Origin of the sequence: Glycomyces sp. NPDC021274, assembly GCF_040641195.1 — a bacterium.
Taxonomy (GTDB): Bacteria; Actinomycetota; Actinomycetes; order Mycobacteriales; family Micromonosporaceae; genus Glycomyces.
Map to the genome: position 1 here is coordinate 114,689 of NZ_JBFADC010000014.1, position 12,024 is coordinate 126,712.

31 protein-coding genes are annotated in these 12,024 nt (G+C 67.9%); all 31 read right to left on the reverse strand.

The window, feature by feature from the left end; translation table 11 throughout:
* Positions 1-14: 14 nt before the first annotated feature.
* The 31 genes from AB0I03_RS23750 to AB0I03_RS23900 all read right to left on the reverse strand — a co-directional run bounded on the left by AB0I03_RS23750 (position 15) and on the right by AB0I03_RS23900 (position 11,949).
* Positions 15-449 carry a DUF6221 family protein gene (locus tag AB0I03_RS23750; protein ID WP_360416375.1) on the reverse strand — a complete coding sequence of 145 codons (435 nt, stop codon included), beginning with the start codon at positions 447-449 and terminating at the stop codon, positions 15-17.
* Positions 446-874 (reverse strand): hypothetical protein, encoded by a 429-nt coding sequence (locus AB0I03_RS23755; protein WP_360416377.1) that lies wholly within the window; start codon positions 872-874, stop codon positions 446-448. Before AB0I03_RS23755 ends, AB0I03_RS23750 begins: the two co-directional genes overlap by 4 nt.
* Positions 871-1,173 carry a hypothetical protein gene (locus tag AB0I03_RS23760; protein ID WP_360416379.1) on the reverse strand — a complete coding sequence of 101 codons (303 nt, stop codon included), beginning with the start codon at positions 1,171-1,173 and terminating at the stop codon, positions 871-873. Before AB0I03_RS23760 ends, AB0I03_RS23755 begins: the two co-directional genes overlap by 4 nt.
* Positions 1,170-1,640 carry a hypothetical protein gene (locus tag AB0I03_RS23765; RefSeq protein WP_360416381.1) on the reverse strand — a complete coding sequence of 157 codons (471 nt, stop codon included), beginning with the start codon at positions 1,638-1,640 and terminating at the stop codon, positions 1,170-1,172. Before AB0I03_RS23765 ends, AB0I03_RS23760 begins: the two co-directional genes overlap by 4 nt.
* Positions 1,637-1,861, reverse strand: a complete 225-nt coding sequence (locus AB0I03_RS23770; protein ID WP_360416383.1) for a hypothetical protein — start codon at positions 1,859-1,861, stop codon at positions 1,637-1,639. Before AB0I03_RS23770 ends, AB0I03_RS23765 begins: the two co-directional genes overlap by 4 nt.
* Positions 1,858-2,397, reverse strand: coding sequence for a dCTP deaminase (gene dcd / locus AB0I03_RS23775; protein WP_360416385.1), 540 nt, complete (start codon positions 2,395-2,397; stop codon positions 1,858-1,860). The genes AB0I03_RS23770 and dcd overlap by 4 nt, the downstream gene beginning before the upstream one ends.
* 82 nt (positions 2,398-2,479) lie before the next feature.
* Positions 2,480-2,698: a hypothetical protein gene (locus AB0I03_RS23780; RefSeq protein WP_360416387.1), complete on the reverse strand. Its 219-nt coding sequence runs from the start codon at positions 2,696-2,698 to the stop codon at positions 2,480-2,482.
* An 11-nt stretch (positions 2,699-2,709) separates the two neighbouring features.
* Positions 2,710-3,033 carry a hypothetical protein gene (locus tag AB0I03_RS23785; RefSeq protein WP_360416389.1) on the reverse strand — a complete coding sequence of 108 codons (324 nt, stop codon included), beginning with the start codon at positions 3,031-3,033 and terminating at the stop codon, positions 2,710-2,712.
* A 2-nt stretch (positions 3,034-3,035) separates the two neighbouring features.
* Entirely contained in the window at positions 3,036-3,695 is a 660-nt protein-coding gene (locus tag AB0I03_RS23790) for a hypothetical protein (protein WP_360416391.1), read from the reverse strand.
* A gap of 8 nt (positions 3,696-3,703) precedes the next feature.
* Positions 3,704-4,420 carry a hypothetical protein gene (locus tag AB0I03_RS23795; protein WP_360416393.1) on the reverse strand — a complete coding sequence of 239 codons (717 nt, stop codon included), beginning with the start codon at positions 4,418-4,420 and terminating at the stop codon, positions 3,704-3,706.
* A 62-nt stretch (positions 4,421-4,482) separates the two neighbouring features.
* Positions 4,483-4,815 (reverse strand): hypothetical protein, encoded by a 333-nt coding sequence (locus AB0I03_RS23800; RefSeq protein ID WP_360416395.1) that lies wholly within the window; start codon positions 4,813-4,815, stop codon positions 4,483-4,485.
* Entirely contained in the window at positions 4,812-5,234 is a 423-nt protein-coding gene (locus AB0I03_RS23805) for a hypothetical protein (RefSeq protein ID WP_360416397.1), read from the reverse strand. Before AB0I03_RS23805 ends, AB0I03_RS23800 begins: the two co-directional genes overlap by 4 nt.
* On the reverse strand, positions 5,231-5,812 hold the full coding sequence (locus tag AB0I03_RS23810; protein ID WP_360416399.1) for a hypothetical protein: 582 nt from the start codon (positions 5,810-5,812) through the stop codon (positions 5,231-5,233). The genes AB0I03_RS23805 and AB0I03_RS23810 overlap by 4 nt, the downstream gene beginning before the upstream one ends.
* The gene (locus AB0I03_RS23815; protein ID WP_360416401.1) at positions 5,809-6,057 is read right to left on the reverse strand and encodes a hypothetical protein; all 249 of its coding nucleotides are present in this window, start codon (positions 6,055-6,057) and stop codon (positions 5,809-5,811) included. Before AB0I03_RS23815 ends, AB0I03_RS23810 begins: the two co-directional genes overlap by 4 nt.
* A gap of 50 nt (positions 6,058-6,107) precedes the next feature.
* Positions 6,108-6,356 carry a hypothetical protein gene (locus AB0I03_RS23820; RefSeq protein WP_360416403.1) on the reverse strand — a complete coding sequence of 83 codons (249 nt, stop codon included), beginning with the start codon at positions 6,354-6,356 and terminating at the stop codon, positions 6,108-6,110.
* A gap of 261 nt (positions 6,357-6,617) precedes the next feature.
* Positions 6,618-6,848, reverse strand: coding sequence for a hypothetical protein (locus AB0I03_RS23825; RefSeq protein WP_360416405.1), 231 nt, complete (start codon positions 6,846-6,848; stop codon positions 6,618-6,620).
* Positions 6,845-7,066, reverse strand: a complete 222-nt coding sequence (locus AB0I03_RS23830) for a hypothetical protein (protein ID WP_360416407.1) — start codon at positions 7,064-7,066, stop codon at positions 6,845-6,847. Before AB0I03_RS23830 ends, AB0I03_RS23825 begins: the two co-directional genes overlap by 4 nt.
* Positions 7,067-7,241: 175 nt before the next feature.
* Positions 7,242-7,634 carry a hypothetical protein gene (locus tag AB0I03_RS23835; protein WP_360416409.1) on the reverse strand — a complete coding sequence of 131 codons (393 nt, stop codon included), beginning with the start codon at positions 7,632-7,634 and terminating at the stop codon, positions 7,242-7,244.
* On the reverse strand, positions 7,631-8,134 hold the full coding sequence (locus AB0I03_RS23840) for a hypothetical protein (protein ID WP_360416411.1): 504 nt from the start codon (positions 8,132-8,134) through the stop codon (positions 7,631-7,633). The genes AB0I03_RS23835 and AB0I03_RS23840 overlap by 4 nt, the downstream gene beginning before the upstream one ends.
* Positions 8,124-8,273, reverse strand: a complete 150-nt coding sequence (locus AB0I03_RS23845; RefSeq protein WP_360416413.1) for a hypothetical protein — start codon at positions 8,271-8,273, stop codon at positions 8,124-8,126. Before AB0I03_RS23845 ends, AB0I03_RS23840 begins: the two co-directional genes overlap by 11 nt.
* A 3-nt stretch (positions 8,274-8,276) precedes the next feature.
* On the reverse strand, positions 8,277-8,582 hold the full coding sequence (locus AB0I03_RS23850; protein WP_360416415.1) for a hypothetical protein: 306 nt from the start codon (positions 8,580-8,582) through the stop codon (positions 8,277-8,279).
* The gene (locus AB0I03_RS23855; protein WP_360416417.1) at positions 8,572-9,273 is read right to left on the reverse strand and encodes a DNA methylase; all 702 of its coding nucleotides are present in this window, start codon (positions 9,271-9,273) and stop codon (positions 8,572-8,574) included. The genes AB0I03_RS23850 and AB0I03_RS23855 overlap by 11 nt, the downstream gene beginning before the upstream one ends.
* A complete protein-coding gene (locus AB0I03_RS23860) occupies positions 9,266-9,631 on the reverse strand; it encodes a hypothetical protein (RefSeq protein ID WP_360416419.1) in 366 nt (121 codons plus the stop codon). Before AB0I03_RS23860 ends, AB0I03_RS23855 begins: the two co-directional genes overlap by 8 nt.
* Positions 9,621-9,887 carry a hypothetical protein gene (locus tag AB0I03_RS23865; protein WP_360416421.1) on the reverse strand — a complete coding sequence of 89 codons (267 nt, stop codon included), beginning with the start codon at positions 9,885-9,887 and terminating at the stop codon, positions 9,621-9,623. Before AB0I03_RS23865 ends, AB0I03_RS23860 begins: the two co-directional genes overlap by 11 nt.
* On the reverse strand, positions 9,887-10,096 hold the full coding sequence (locus AB0I03_RS23870) for a hypothetical protein (RefSeq protein WP_360416423.1): 210 nt from the start codon (positions 10,094-10,096) through the stop codon (positions 9,887-9,889). Before AB0I03_RS23870 ends, AB0I03_RS23865 begins: the two co-directional genes overlap by 1 nt.
* Positions 10,093-10,317, reverse strand: coding sequence for a hypothetical protein (locus AB0I03_RS23875; RefSeq protein WP_360416425.1), 225 nt, complete (start codon positions 10,315-10,317; stop codon positions 10,093-10,095). The genes AB0I03_RS23870 and AB0I03_RS23875 overlap by 4 nt, the downstream gene beginning before the upstream one ends.
* Positions 10,314-10,799, reverse strand: a complete 486-nt coding sequence (locus AB0I03_RS23880; protein ID WP_360416427.1) for a hypothetical protein — start codon at positions 10,797-10,799, stop codon at positions 10,314-10,316. Before AB0I03_RS23880 ends, AB0I03_RS23875 begins: the two co-directional genes overlap by 4 nt.
* Entirely contained in the window at positions 10,796-10,975 is a 180-nt protein-coding gene (locus tag AB0I03_RS23885; RefSeq protein ID WP_360416429.1) for a hypothetical protein, read from the reverse strand. Before AB0I03_RS23885 ends, AB0I03_RS23880 begins: the two co-directional genes overlap by 4 nt.
* Positions 10,972-11,205: a hypothetical protein gene (locus AB0I03_RS23890; RefSeq protein ID WP_360416431.1), complete on the reverse strand. Its 234-nt coding sequence runs from the start codon at positions 11,203-11,205 to the stop codon at positions 10,972-10,974. The genes AB0I03_RS23885 and AB0I03_RS23890 overlap by 4 nt, the downstream gene beginning before the upstream one ends.
* 1 nt (position 11,206) lies before the next feature.
* Positions 11,207-11,500: a hypothetical protein gene (locus AB0I03_RS23895; protein WP_360416433.1), complete on the reverse strand. Its 294-nt coding sequence runs from the start codon at positions 11,498-11,500 to the stop codon at positions 11,207-11,209.
* Positions 11,500-11,949, reverse strand: a complete 450-nt coding sequence (locus tag AB0I03_RS23900) for a DUF6011 domain-containing protein (RefSeq protein ID WP_360416435.1) — start codon at positions 11,947-11,949, stop codon at positions 11,500-11,502. The genes AB0I03_RS23895 and AB0I03_RS23900 overlap by 1 nt, the downstream gene beginning before the upstream one ends.
* Positions 11,950-12,024 lie beyond the last annotated feature (75 nt).

Genomic DNA, 12,024 nt, shown 5'->3' on the forward strand with positions numbered 1-12,024 from the left:
CACCTCGGGCTCGCTCATATCGTGCTCCAGTTCGAATCGAAGTCGGGGTGCTCAGGCCAGATGGCGGCCAGCGCCTGGAGGTCTTCGCAGTCCTCAGCGGCAACGTTCGGGTGCCACTTGTCGTCGCGGCCGAGGTAGACGCCGCACCCGGTGCAGCCGTCCCCCTGGGAGATGCCATGCCGCTCCAAGATGGCCCGCTTGGCGGCGACCTCGCGGAGGACACGGGCGGGGTCGTACCGGATGATGTGGAGCGGGTCGGCTTTACGGTCGAACACGCTCGCCTCGCCGCCCCAGCGGCCGCCGGAAACCACTTCGGCCTCGTAGTCGTTGGCGTGAATCGTGTGCGGGTACTCGGGATCGTCGACCTCCCACTTACCCTGCGAAGCGGCTCGCGCGGCGGCTTCGTCCTCGTCGAGGCGGACGGCGATGAAGTCGCGGAGCGTGGTCACGACACGCACCTGCCGAACCACAGGCCGTCCTCGCGCTGCTCCACCCGGTAGCGGTAGGCCGCAGGCGTGGTGTCACCGGGCTTGATGTCGTCGATCCGATCGAAGGTGAGGAACAGGTAGTCGGCACCTTCAGGGACGTCGGCTTCGATCCAGCGCGGCGCCTGCCCCTTCCAGGGCCCGTCAGCGAACCACAGGAGCTTCCGCTTCCCGGACGGGTCTTCCCCGTCCAGCCACTGCCAGGTGATCGAACGAGGCTGGTCGAACCCGCCAAACCAGGTGACCCGGATTGAGTCGACGCCGGGCGGGACATGCCCTTCCCGTTCGGCGTGCTGCTGCGCTCCCTGGTCTGGGCCCAGCCACGAGTGGATGACGTACTCGCGGCGAGTCAAGGTCACCTTGGGGTACAGGTCGTCGAGGTCGGTCACGACAGAGGCCTCCGCATCCAAAGGTCACATGCCGCGCAGAGGTCCAGCCAGCGGTTCCCGAGTTCGAGGCAGTTCACGTAGGCGACTTGGGCTCGCTTTCCGCAGCGGAGGCACGGGTGGTCTTCGTGGAGGCGGCGGTGGTCGATGTCTTCGGGCCCGAATTCGGCCGGTGCGGGGTCGAGGAGCGTGGGGTTGCCTTGCAGGAGAAGGAGCATGCCAGCGGCCGGGCCTGTGGTCAGTTCTTTGACCCGTTGCCGCCGGTACCACTCGGCCATCTGCTCGATGGAGTCCTCGGTCACGGCGTCTCGTCCTCTCGGTCGTGTTCGTTCGTCCACTGGCCTTCGTGCTCGGCGATGATGGCGTCCACCTGGTCGACGGGGACGATGGTGCTCCAGTCGCAGGTGCACGTGAGCTCGCAGGCGCCGGTGGGCACCCGCGTGTCGAACATCCGCGTCCCCGAGGGGCCCATGTCGACGAAGAGGGCCTCCCAGCTCACCCTGTGGGTGCTGTTGCGGATGCGGGTGATCTCGGCGCAGTACGCGGCCGACCGTTCGTTGGCGGCGTCGATATTCGCCAACGCCTGCTCGCGGTCGAGGCTGGTGATGGTGCAGTCGACGCGGTGCAGCTGGATGCCGCCGCAGTCGCAGCCGTCGACACGGTTCACGGATTTCGGGATCGGGCGGCGCGCCTGATACCAAGGCTCGAACTGCAGGTGCGCGCTGGCTTCCTGCTCGATGAGCGCCTGGTCTTCGGGGCTGATGGTCACGGCTGGTCCCTCAGCTGCTCGTTGACGGCCGCACGGATCCTGTCCGCCCACTGGATGTCTCGGCGGACCGCTGCGGCGGACTCGGCGCTGACATTGGATTCCAGTACCCGGACCTCGATGACGCCGCGGATGAGTCGGACAGCGTCGATGATCGATTGCGCGTCGTCTTCTCGCATGGGGTTCTCCAGGATCAGCTGGAGTGCGGTGATTCGCGTTGTCATGGGGTCTCTCCGATCGCGCTGGCGGTGACGCCGGTCTGCCCTTGGTATTGGGAGCCGAGCCCTGCACTCCCGTACGGCCGATCAGCGGGGGACGTCAACTGGGTGAGCACGAGCTGGCAGATGCGTTCCCCGACAGGCAGCCACAGCGGTGTGTGGCCGTCGTTCTTCAGCTCCAGCGTGATCGTGCCAGTGAACCCGGGGTCGATGAACCCTGCGGTGATGTGGACGGTGAGCCCGAGGCGGCCCCACGAGGAGCGGCCTTCGACTTTGCCGCTGAGGTCGTCGGGGATGGTGACGGTCTCGAGGGTGGTGCCGAGCATGAACTGGCCCGGTTCGATGGTGATGCCGTCGACCACGGTCGTCTTGTGCTGCTTCATGGTTCCGCTCCGGCCCCAGTCCTCGGTGCCGACCCAGATGATGAACTGATCGCCGAGGCGCAGGTCGATGGACGCGGGTTGGACGTGCTCGTCCCGGAACGGGTCGACCACGTTGTGGTTCGCTTGAGCCTTGCGGAGTTCACGGTCGGACAGGATCACGGCAGCTCCCGATGCTGAGAATCGCGGGTTCTATGATTACGAAGAGCGACACGTGCGCTACAACAATTGGCGTATCTGCTGCTCACGGCACCAGCCTCACTCGAAGCGTCTTCTCGATGACGTCGCGCTGCTCGGCGGTCAGATCCTTCGTCCGGAACACGAACTCCGGGGCGAGCCGCAGCCACTCATCATCCAGCAGGACACCAGGGCTGGCACGCATGTGCTCAGTCGGAATACCGAACGCGGTGAAGAACTCGACCAGCCTCGTGATCTCGTCCTCTGTTCCCGCAGGGTTACGCATGGCTCATCCTCTCACTCGCTGGTGACGTTGCCGGGTTCGATGGGTTCGGGCTGGTCAGGGGATTCGATGGGTGCGGCGCCGAATCGATGGACCATGGGTTCGACGCCCTGGCCTGGTTTCTTGGGCTTCGGCCAGATCAGTCCTGCTCCGGGACCGCAGATGCCGCAGAACGCGCCGTAGGGGTTCCAGTGCTTGCTGAGCACGTGCCGGTGGAGTTCCCACTTCTTGCCGCAGGTGTCGCATGTCCACTGCGAGTTGTGGCCGTGGCGTCGGGTGGCCCGTGGTTTACGGCAGCGGTGCGGCCGGTTGAGGTCGTTGATCTTCGTCCAGCCCATGGTCAGGCCTCGTCTCCTTCGGTGGCGGCTTCTAGGAGGCGACGCCGGATCTCGGAGGCGATCGCCTTCTTGGTCTGGTAGATGGTCCAGAGCCGGGCCCGCTGGTACGGGTCGGTGTCGTTGCAGAACATGGCGATCTCGTCGTCGGTGAGGTCCCAGGCGGAGACGGCGTCGCGGATGGCCTGGACCTGCGCGCCGGCCTGTTGGGCTTCCTGCTTGTAGGCGTAGCGCTCTCGCATGAGCGTGTCGGCGTTCGCGAGGTCGTCGGTGACGCGCTTGTTGAGGCGGGCGATCGCGGCATCGGCGAGTTCTCGGTCGTCGAGGAGCGCCCGGATGTCGGCGGGGGCGTGCAGGAAGAACTTGGCGTCGCTGTACTCGACGTCGGTTGCGAGCTGGTGTTCCTTGTTGCCGATGATGTACTTGCGGCCTTCGGGTTCGAGTTCCCAAGGACCAGGGGAAACGGCGCTGAGGCGGGCCTCGATCGCTTGCGCCTGCTCGTCGGTGATCGGGTTGAGTGCGGCGGCGGCTTCCTCGGCGTGCATGAGGTGACGGTCGCTGAGCTCCTGGAGCGCCGGGTATCCGTTGTACTCCCATTCCCCGCAGGAGCACTTCGCACACGGCATGGTGCCGTTGCGGCCGATGATGAGGTGGTGGCTGGTCATGGTGCCCCTTAGTGCTTGGTGAGGGCGGCGTTGAGGCCGACCCAGCGGTGGTACTGGTGGTCTTCCATGCGGACGCCGCAGACGGTGCAGAGGACGTCTCCCTGGAACCAGGCAAGGCCGTAGCAGTCGCAGTCGGGGCAGGGGATCTTGACGTTGATCGGCTCGGGCTTGCCCGAGGTCGGGTTGTTGAGGCGGTCGAGGCGGTGGGCGAGCGCGGAGAGGTACCCGGCGTGGTCGGCCATGAGCGCGGGGAGGGTGTTGCACGCCCAGTCGAGGCGCTTCTCGAGCCAGTCGGCGAGGTGCCAGACGGTGGGAGCGGGGAGGCGCTCCTTTGGGTGGCTGACCTGCCAGGCGGGAAGCCACGCGCTGGCGATGAACCAGAGGATGCGGGGCGCGGAGAGGACACCTTCCTGGTCGGGGCCGGTCGGGAACGTGGTGAGGGTGGTAGCGGGTCCGGTGTAGATCTCGTTGAGGACGGCGAGACGGACGCCCAGGGGCGCTTCAACGGTCCCGGAGACATGCTCGCGCTGGCCGCCGGGCGGCGTGGCGTCGAGGTCGGCGTAGTCACCGGGGATGCGCTTGAGGAGGCCGCGGAGCTGCGGGCGGCACTCCTCGCAGGAGTGCTGGAAGTCGAAGTAGTTCGGTGCGGGGCGGCCGTCTACGCCGTCGCGGCCGAGGCCGGGGCAGGTGACACAGACGCGTTCGGTGCGGGTGGTGGTTTCCATGGTTTCCTCCTCAAGTGGTGTGAGGGGTGGATGTCCGGCGCTGAGGACGCCGTGTCGTTCGTCTACTTCTTCTCGCGGCAGAAGTGTTCGCAGTCCTGGGAAATGTGGTGCTCGGGATGGTCGTGGTTGCAGGAGATGCAAAGCCGGTCGGCCTCGTGGAAGTTCTGGTCCCCGCAATAGGGGCAGATGTCGGTCCCCTCGGGCACGAACCAGCCGACCTGGCCCGTGGCCGAGTCGATGGTGGTGTCCGGTTCGATGCAGACGGCGGGGCCGCCGGGTGTCAGGTTCTGGAAGATGCTCCGCCCCACCTTGAAGGTGATGGGCTGGTTCAACTCCAAAATCCGATCAAGCTTGGCTTCGATCCGGTCGAGCTGGGTGGGTTCCTCGGTGCTCACTGGTTCTCCTCGGGCAGGCGGAAGGCATTGATGAGCGCGCCCGTCAGGTCGGAGATCCCTTGGGCGGCTTCGTGAACCTTCGTGAGCTGCCGGGTGATGTCGTCGCGGCGGTACGCGAACCGTGTGTCGGAGGGGTTGTGGTCCCAGCCTTCGACGATCCGCTGCAGCTTCGACTCGCAGTCGGCACCGAACAAGCCGAGGCTGACCGCGAGGGACTTGTCGCCTTCGACGCCTGCCCGGATCTCCGCGGCTTGCTTGCTGATGAGGCCGGTGGCGACCTTCGCGACCACGATCTCGGCCATGAGCGCGCCGATCTGCTTCTTCGCTTCCCGCTTCTGCTCGGGCTCGGCGCCTTCTTCGATGCCGGTAGAGGGACCCGCCATGTGGTCGAGCATCTTGAACATGTTGTCGTCGATCATGTCGAGCTCCTTGTGTCGGAGGACGCGGGTTCGCAGTCGAACGACCCGTCCTCGTTGGCGTGGGTGACGATGCTGCGGGTGGTGGTGCCGTCCGGCATGGTGAAGCTGATGGCGTCCCCGACCTCCAAGGTGGCGGCCGTCATTGCCTCGGCGCATGTCGCGGCGGAGGTGGTGACGACCTCCATCGCGGTGATGAACGGCGTGAGGTCGACGCCCCCCGCGAGATCAAGGGGTTCGCCGGGGTGGGGGCTCGGGAAGTACTCCAGGCGAGGGCTGGCGGTCCGGGTGTCGGTCTCGTCATGGCGGGCAACGGCAGCACTGGCCCAACCCAGGTCGGGGTGGTCGTTGCTGGACGCCCGGAACCAGGCGTTCACCTCGGCGTTGATGGTGCGGCCATCGGTGGCGCCCCGCCAGACGTCGTGCGCCGGTTCGTAAACGGGGAGGCCGGCGGCGTACCGGTACTGGCAGGGGAGCGAGCAGTAGTCGAGGCTCGGCCCGTCCGTGGGGATCGTGCGCCCGCAGATGCAGGCGGTGATGACGGCGTCGATGCGGCCCAGGACCGCGTCAGGATCAGTCACCGGAGGGCCCTCCAGATTCGTGCGGTGGTAGCGATTCGCGCGCGGAACGACACGCGGCGGGGCGCTTTCGCCCGCAGGCGGTGCGCGGCCGTCACGAGGTCATCTGCGGACTGGGGGTCCATGTGGTTCTCGCAGAGCTGGTTGACCGCGGTGACGGCGTCGGCCAGGCGGATCGGCATGGTGGATGCCAGCTCCTGCGCGGCTTTCAGCCGTTCGCGCTGGTGGTCTGTGAATGGTCCGCTCATGTTGTTCCTTTCGGTGTGGCGGCGCGGGTGCCGTACCCGCGCCGAGAAGGTCAGGGCTGGTTGAGGTGGCGCCGCACGGCCTGGGCGATGCTGGCGGCCATCTCCTTTCCGTCGCCGCCGTTCGCGTAGTCCTGGTGTGGCTCGCAAATTGCGGCGAAGATGACGGGGTCGATGGACTTCAGCCGGTCGTCGAACCGGTCGGCCTGGCGGTGCAGCTCGACGTTCCGGAAGGCGACGACGATGGTGAGCGCGGCGAGGACGAGGATGCCGATTGCGAGCCCGGTGATCTCGGTGTTCATGTGGTGCCTTCCGTGCTGGTAGGCTGGGTGGACAGACCACCCGGTTCTCGTTTTAGGGGCCGGGCTTTTTCGTGCCGCGGCGGGAGTCGGTCCCCGCCACCGGGGACGGGATCGGGGTCGAGGGCCCAGAACTGGGTGACCTCCCGGCAGTGCCCGCAGCCGGTCACGCCGCACTCCCGAAGCGGGACGTCGGGGACGACGACGGGCGCCGGCGAGGTCGTGGTCGAGCAGGTGCACCCGGGTTCGCACTCAGGCTGTGGTTCAGGACGCCACGTCACGAGACACCCCCTCGGGCTTGCGCTCGGTGTGCTGGCAGGCGCAGCACCGGCCACCGCACTCGTTGCAGGGACGGCGCTTGGCGTCGCACCACGCTCGGCCTCCGATGTAGTCGAGCGGGAAATAGTCGGTGAGCACGATGAGACGCGCGCGGCCATCGGGTACGGGGTCGATGTGTCCTCGGCGGCCGAACAGGCGGCGCAGCAGGCCGGTCATGACGCACCGACCAGGCCGATGAGGCGGGCGGCGGCGAGGACTTCGGCCGGGGACGGGTCGACCAGGTCGACGCGGCTGCGAGGGTCGCGGCCGGGGGCGTGCATCTCCACCGACATGCGGCAAGCCCCACCCCGGCCGTACGCCACGCGGGCCCAGCCGCGGCTGCCGTCCGGGTACCGGTCTCCCGGTGGGTAGTGGGCCCACACCTTGGTCTCCACGGGCCGGAGGCCAATCGGTTCGGTCCGGACACTGAACCCGGCGTTGCGGGCCATTTCGCGGAGGTCAGCCCAATCCGGCGGGATGACAGCGGCACACCCACGGTGGATGTGGCCGCACGACATGGACAGTCGAGTCCCGCATGGATCGCAGTGAGGATCGTTGCGTTCGGTCTGCTCAGGCATTGGTCTGCCCCCGATCAGACAGCGGTTCCCACCAGGCGTTGAGGGTCGCCCAGCACCCGGAGAGCCAAGCTCGGACGGAGTCCTCGTCCTCGTCGGTGACGGCGATGTGGACGGAGCAGGCGATGGCCTTACGAGGCAGGATGAAGAACAGCGCCAGGTAGTCGTCCTCGTCGTCGGGTTCGGTGTCGTCGGCGGGGCGGCGGGGCGAGACCCAGTCCCACCGGTACAGGAGGTTCTGGTCGCGGTCGCCGTGGTGGAAGAACGTCTGCTCGGCGAACTCAGCCCACGAGGCGTATTCCTCGTGGCAGGGGTCTTGGCGGGAGTAGTAGTTCCCGGTCGAGGCGTAGTAGGGATGGTCGACCTCCCACAGGTGCGGTGTGCTCATGCCTGCCCCTCCCCGGACTGGTCGAGAGCGGCAGGGTCGGCCTCGTCGATGCGGTCCTGCGCGAGCCTCAGCACGCCCACGGCGATCCTGATCGGGATGCCCGCGTCGGTGTTCCCGGCGGCCATGAGCTGCTGGGTGTACGGCTCCAGGCGGCCCATGCAGCGCTGGAGTTCGGCGCGGGCCACAGCGACCTGCGCGGCTTGGGCGGTGTTCTCAGCGCGGAGCCGGTCCACCTCAGCGTTCGCGTCGGCGAGAGCGTCCTTGAGGTACGCGCGGTCTTTCTTGAGTTCGACGAGCTCTTCGCAGCACTGGTGCACGACGCTCTTAGTCTCCAGCTCGACGCGGAGCCGGGAGACCTCGTTGTAGGCGACCAGCAGCAGCTCCCAAGCGCGCTGCTGCGTCTCCGGCGTCAGATCGAGGTTGTCGGAGGTCGCGTACTCGCGCAGCTCCTCCAAGCCCTCGTCGGTGGGCGGCTGGGTGGGTTCGGGGTTACTCGGCATGGCCGGACTCCTCGGTGTCGTTGGGGACCTCGACCGTGAACACGCCGCTGGTCGGCAGGTCGTCGCGGTCGAGGTCGAACGTGTTGCAGGGGCAGCCGTGGCCGTCCCACATCTCGCAGTCCTCTTGGTCGCAGCGCATCGGTCAGTCCTCCTGTGTGGTGGTTCGGGTATCGGTGGGACGGGCGGCCATGAGCCCTACGCCCCCGGCAGCGTCCAGGGCCTGGGCAGGTGTCGGGTCGGTGAGTCGTCGGGCCCCGGCCGGCCCGAGGATGTCCACGACCGCCGTGCCCGCCTCGTGGTCGAGGCCGGCGACCATGAACCCATCCCTGCGGACGGTCCACAGTTGGATCGGGAGTGGTTCCCCTTGCCGGTACTTGTGGTGGATGGTCAGCCCTGCCGTGCGGGCGGCGGACCTGATGTCGGACCAGTCGGTGGTGTCAGCGCTCATCGGCCCGACCTCCCTGGTTGAAGGTGTTCGCTTCGAGATGCTGGAGGAGCTGGGCGCCGATGAACCGGGTGTACGCCGGCGGGATCGCTTCGGCGAGTTCCGAACGGTCCGTGGTCCAGTCGATGCCCATGGCCTGCTGCCACTCCTGGACGGAACCTTTCCCGCCGCCGTCGCCGTAGACGGCGAACATGTCGCCGTCGTGCTTGACGCCGTGGCGCCAGCCCGCGACCCGGTGGCCGATGTGCGTGGGGTGAGCAGGTGAGAGCATCGCCCACCCGCCGAGCTCGAACAGGCGGTGACGGAACACGTTGAGGCCGAACATGAGCCCGCACAGGACCACGTCCGCTCTGATGGGCGCGGAGGTGACGTTCTCGATCACGTACGGCCGGCCGACGGCTTCGAGGGCGTCCCGGGTGGCCGGGATCAGGTCCACATGGGCTTTCCCGATACCCCGGGGGCGGTTGCCCTTCGTCAGTGTCGTGTGCGCCTGGCACGGCGGGGAGGCGTGGATCGCGTCGAACTCGTGTCCGTGCTCGGTGACGTACTCGATCGCGTCGGCCTGGTGGAACTCGAACGGGTAGTTCGGCTGGGGGTTGATGTCCACGCCCACCACTTCGAAACCGGCATCGGCATACCCGCGGGCCGCGCCGCCGGCGCACGAGTACAGGTCGAGGAGTCTCGGCTTACGCATCGGCCGCCTCCTCGTCGAAATCACGGGCGACGGACTCAAGGAGGGTCGCGGCGGCGTGCTGGTCGAGGCGGCGCAGGGACCGCGCGGCTTCGGTGTAGTGGACGGGGCGAAGGCGGTTGGACCAGTACTCCTCGGCGCAGGTCTCGCAGTGCTCCCGGGTGTGGGGCTGTCCGTGCTCGTGGCGGTACTTGGCTTCGGCGCGGTCCATCATCGAGACGGCGATTTGCCGTCCACGTTCGATCGACTCAGCGGTCCCGTAGGGCTCGGTTTCGCTCGTACCCTTACCCGTGGACCCCTGGGCCGCCCCGGGCCGGGATTTCTCGACACCCGACCCGGCGTTCGTGCTTTCAGGCTTCATCAGTGGGTTCCTTCTCGGGCAGTCGCCAGGCTTCGTAGGCGCGGCCCTCGGCGAGGACCATCCCCGCCGAGGCCGGGTCGAGGCAGCCCTTCAACGGCTTGTGCGCGTCGAACGCGTCCAGGCCGGTAAAGGTCTTGTGGCACTTCGCGCAGTGGGAGGTGGTGTAGCCCGACCAGCGGGCCCCGCAACGGGAGTCGTGGTGCGGGAGCGTCGCGGGGTCGGCGGTGCCAGCGAGCGCGCGCGGGTCGACCGTCATCACTCCCACCTCCGGTAGATGTCATCGGCGGCCTCGAACTCGTCCATGGGCATGTCCGGGGCAGTCGTGCGCGCCCGGTCGATGCTCGCGTCGTCCGCGAGGTTCACGTCCAAGGCGGCGACCGCGTCAAGGGCGGCGTCCGACATGGCCTCGTACTTGCTGGTGTCGCACAGGCACTCGATCGCGCATTCCGCGCAGAAGTCGCTCATCGCGGGTCCTCGATTCTGGTGATGTCGATCAGGAACGTCTCGGTCGCGTAGTCGGCCACATCGCGGTAGGCACCGTGGTCGGCGAGGATGGGCGTGACCTTGACGATCTGCCCGGACCCGTACCAGCCGATCTCGAACAGCGCGTCGACCTTGTGCGGGTCGGTCAGGCGGGTCAGGATGTCGTCCACGGAGAACCGGAAGACGGGCTCGTCGGTGCTCACTGTCCGTCTCCCTCGCCCAGACCGAGAGCCCGCGCGGTCTCGCACGGCCACAGGGATTCCTTGTAGTCGTGCCCGCAACCCTCGGCCATCTCGAGCGACGCGCAGTGCGAGCAGACCTCGAAGAACGTCACCGACCGCGGCGTGCCCACGCCGTCGAAGCTGGCGTCGGCGGACTCGGCGTACGTGGCGTACGAGGTTTCGCCGTCGTCCGGCGTGTAGCGGCGCTCGGGCTGGTGGATCTCGCGCCACTTCGCCAGCCGCCCCTCGGCGGTGTTGACGCGTCCCTGGAGGCTCTGAACCTCGGCGCGGGCTCGCTGCGCCTCGGTCAGCAGGCGGACTTCGTCCGTCCAGGTCAGCGCGGGCCATGTGCTCGGAGTCGTGTCGAGCAGGTCGCCGTAGAGCGTCAGCTCCTCATCGGAGAGTGACGCGGGTGCCTCGGCGAGTCGGTCGGTGTCGGACGGGACAGTGGAATCGGGGGTCATCGGGGGCCTTCCTTGTGCTCAGGGCAGGTAGCGGCTTCACGGTCGGTGTACGGGTCGTAGGCCCAGCCGGGCAGGGCGTCGCGCCAGTTCGTCGCGCCCAGCTCGTACTCGTCGACCACCCAGGCGTCGCAGCCGTCCTCGTGGTCGCAGTGCAAGGTCGGGATCGTGCCCCTCATGCGAAGTCACCTCCAGCAACAGCAACCGCGTAGGCCTCCAGCTCGGCAACGGCTTCGGCGAGGGTGGTCGGCATCGCGTCGCCGACGAGCTCCCTGAATCCGTCTGCAGCGGTGAGGCCGCGCAGGTGGTCGGCAGCCTCACGGATCGACTCGACCCGGCAGTCGAGGCAGGCGTCATGGACGCGACCGTTGTGAACGGCGCAGAACGGGCGGACGGGCGTGGTGGTCATGTCAGTGCTCCTCAGAGGTGGGACGGGACAGGGGATTGGATCGGGTGATCGCGGCGGCCCGCCAGAACGCGTCCTTCGCGTCCGGTGTGGCCTGCTCGGGAGCGAGCGCCTGGAGCCGGTCGGCGGCGGCGTAGCGCTCCTCAGTGGCGATCAGGTCGCGGACGGCGGCAACGACAGCGCGGGCGCGGTCGGCATTGCACCCCTCGTCGCAGCCGACATGCCAGGTGCACTCGAAGTCGCCACCGATCGCTCGCGCGGCGGCCTTCTCGACCTCGGTCAGCGGTTGGGTGGACATCAGCACGACTCCTGGTCTGCGGTCTGGGTCTTGCGGACCTCGGCGAGGTACGCCATCAGCACGGGGTGGGGGATGCGCTCACGGCAGTCCGGGCCGATCCCCAGGACCCGCGAAGCCCCGTCCTTGAGGGCTCGCCCGCAGTTGCAGCAGTGGCCGGTGGCCTTCGCGAACTCGACCTGAGCAGCGAGCGGGCTGGCCTCGATCGCGGCGTGGAGCCGGGCGTACCAGTCGTTGAGGCGTTCAGCGATCTCGTCGAACCAGACGGTGAACTCATCAGATCCGGGAGGGCCAGGGGCGTCCTTGCGGCGCGGCAGGACCGGGCCGTATCGGGCCTTCGCCGGGTGGGCCTTGACCCTGCCGCCTTTCACGCGCCAGCAGGTCATCGTGGTGTCGTCGTCGGGGTCGAGCACGGCGTAGTAGCCGTCAGCGAGCGGCGGTTGGGTGGACATCAGGCACCACCCTCGGCACGCTTGGTGCAGTAGGACTTCAGCTCGGCGGGCAGGTGCCGCCACCACGCCCGCTCG

Coding starts and splice junctions, on each gene's coding strand:
- AB0I03_RS23870 (WP_360416423.1), bottom strand. CDS start 10,096: ATGAGCGACTTCTGCGCGGAATGCGCGATCGAGTGCCTGTGCGACACC.
- AB0I03_RS23845 (WP_360416413.1), bottom strand. CDS start 8,273: ATGCGCTGCGACCAAGAGGACTGCGAGATGTGGGACGGCCACGGCTGC.
- AB0I03_RS23855 (WP_360416417.1), bottom strand. CDS start 9,273: ATGCGTAAGCCGAGACTCCTCGACCTGTACTCGTGCGCCGGCGGCGCG.
- AB0I03_RS23900 (WP_360416435.1), bottom strand. CDS start 11,949: ATGTCCACCCAACCGCCGCTCGCTGACGGCTACTACGCCGTGCTCGAC.
- AB0I03_RS23835 (WP_360416409.1), bottom strand. CDS start 7,634: ATGAGCACACCGCACCTGTGGGAGGTCGACCATCCCTACTACGCCTCG.
- AB0I03_RS23820 (WP_360416403.1), bottom strand. CDS start 6,356: ATGAACACCGAGATCACCGGGCTCGCAATCGGCATCCTCGTCCTCGCC.
- AB0I03_RS23890 (WP_360416431.1), bottom strand. CDS start 11,205: ATGACCACCACGCCCGTCCGCCCGTTCTGCGCCGTTCACAACGGTCGC.
- AB0I03_RS23815 (WP_360416401.1), bottom strand. CDS start 6,057: ATGAGCGGACCATTCACAGACCACCAGCGCGAACGGCTGAAAGCCGCG.
- AB0I03_RS23850 (WP_360416415.1), bottom strand. CDS start 8,582: ATGAGCGCTGACACCACCGACTGGTCCGACATCAGGTCCGCCGCCCGC.
- AB0I03_RS23785 (WP_360416389.1), bottom strand. CDS start 3,033: ATGGGCTGGACGAAGATCAACGACCTCAACCGGCCGCACCGCTGCCGT.
- AB0I03_RS23880 (WP_360416427.1), bottom strand. CDS start 10,799: ATGACCCCCGATTCCACTGTCCCGTCCGACACCGACCGACTCGCCGAG.
- AB0I03_RS23770 (WP_360416383.1), bottom strand. CDS start 1,861: ATGACAACGCGAATCACCGCACTCCAGCTGATCCTGGAGAACCCCATG.
- AB0I03_RS23825 (WP_360416405.1), bottom strand. CDS start 6,848: ATGACCGGCCTGCTGCGCCGCCTGTTCGGCCGCCGAGGACACATCGAC.
- AB0I03_RS23780 (WP_360416387.1), bottom strand. CDS start 2,698: ATGCGTAACCCTGCGGGAACAGAGGACGAGATCACGAGGCTGGTCGAG.
- AB0I03_RS23790 (WP_360416391.1), bottom strand. CDS start 3,695: ATGACCAGCCACCACCTCATCATCGGCCGCAACGGCACCATGCCGTGT.
- AB0I03_RS23895 (WP_360416433.1), bottom strand. CDS start 11,500: ATGTCCACCCAACCGCTGACCGAGGTCGAGAAGGCCGCCGCGCGAGCG.
- AB0I03_RS23840 (WP_360416411.1), bottom strand. CDS start 8,134: ATGCCGAGTAACCCCGAACCCACCCAGCCGCCCACCGACGAGGGCTTG.
- AB0I03_RS23865 (WP_360416421.1), bottom strand. CDS start 9,887: ATGACGGTCGACCCGCGCGCGCTCGCTGGCACCGCCGACCCCGCGACG.
- AB0I03_RS23805 (WP_360416397.1), bottom strand. CDS start 5,234: ATGATCGACGACAACATGTTCAAGATGCTCGACCACATGGCGGGTCCC.
- AB0I03_RS23860 (WP_360416419.1), bottom strand. CDS start 9,631: ATGAAGCCTGAAAGCACGAACGCCGGGTCGGGTGTCGAGAAATCCCGG.
- AB0I03_RS23795 (WP_360416393.1), bottom strand. CDS start 4,420: ATGGAAACCACCACCCGCACCGAACGCGTCTGTGTCACCTGCCCCGGC.
- AB0I03_RS23885 (WP_360416429.1), bottom strand. CDS start 10,975: ATGAGGGGCACGATCCCGACCTTGCACTGCGACCACGAGGACGGCTGC.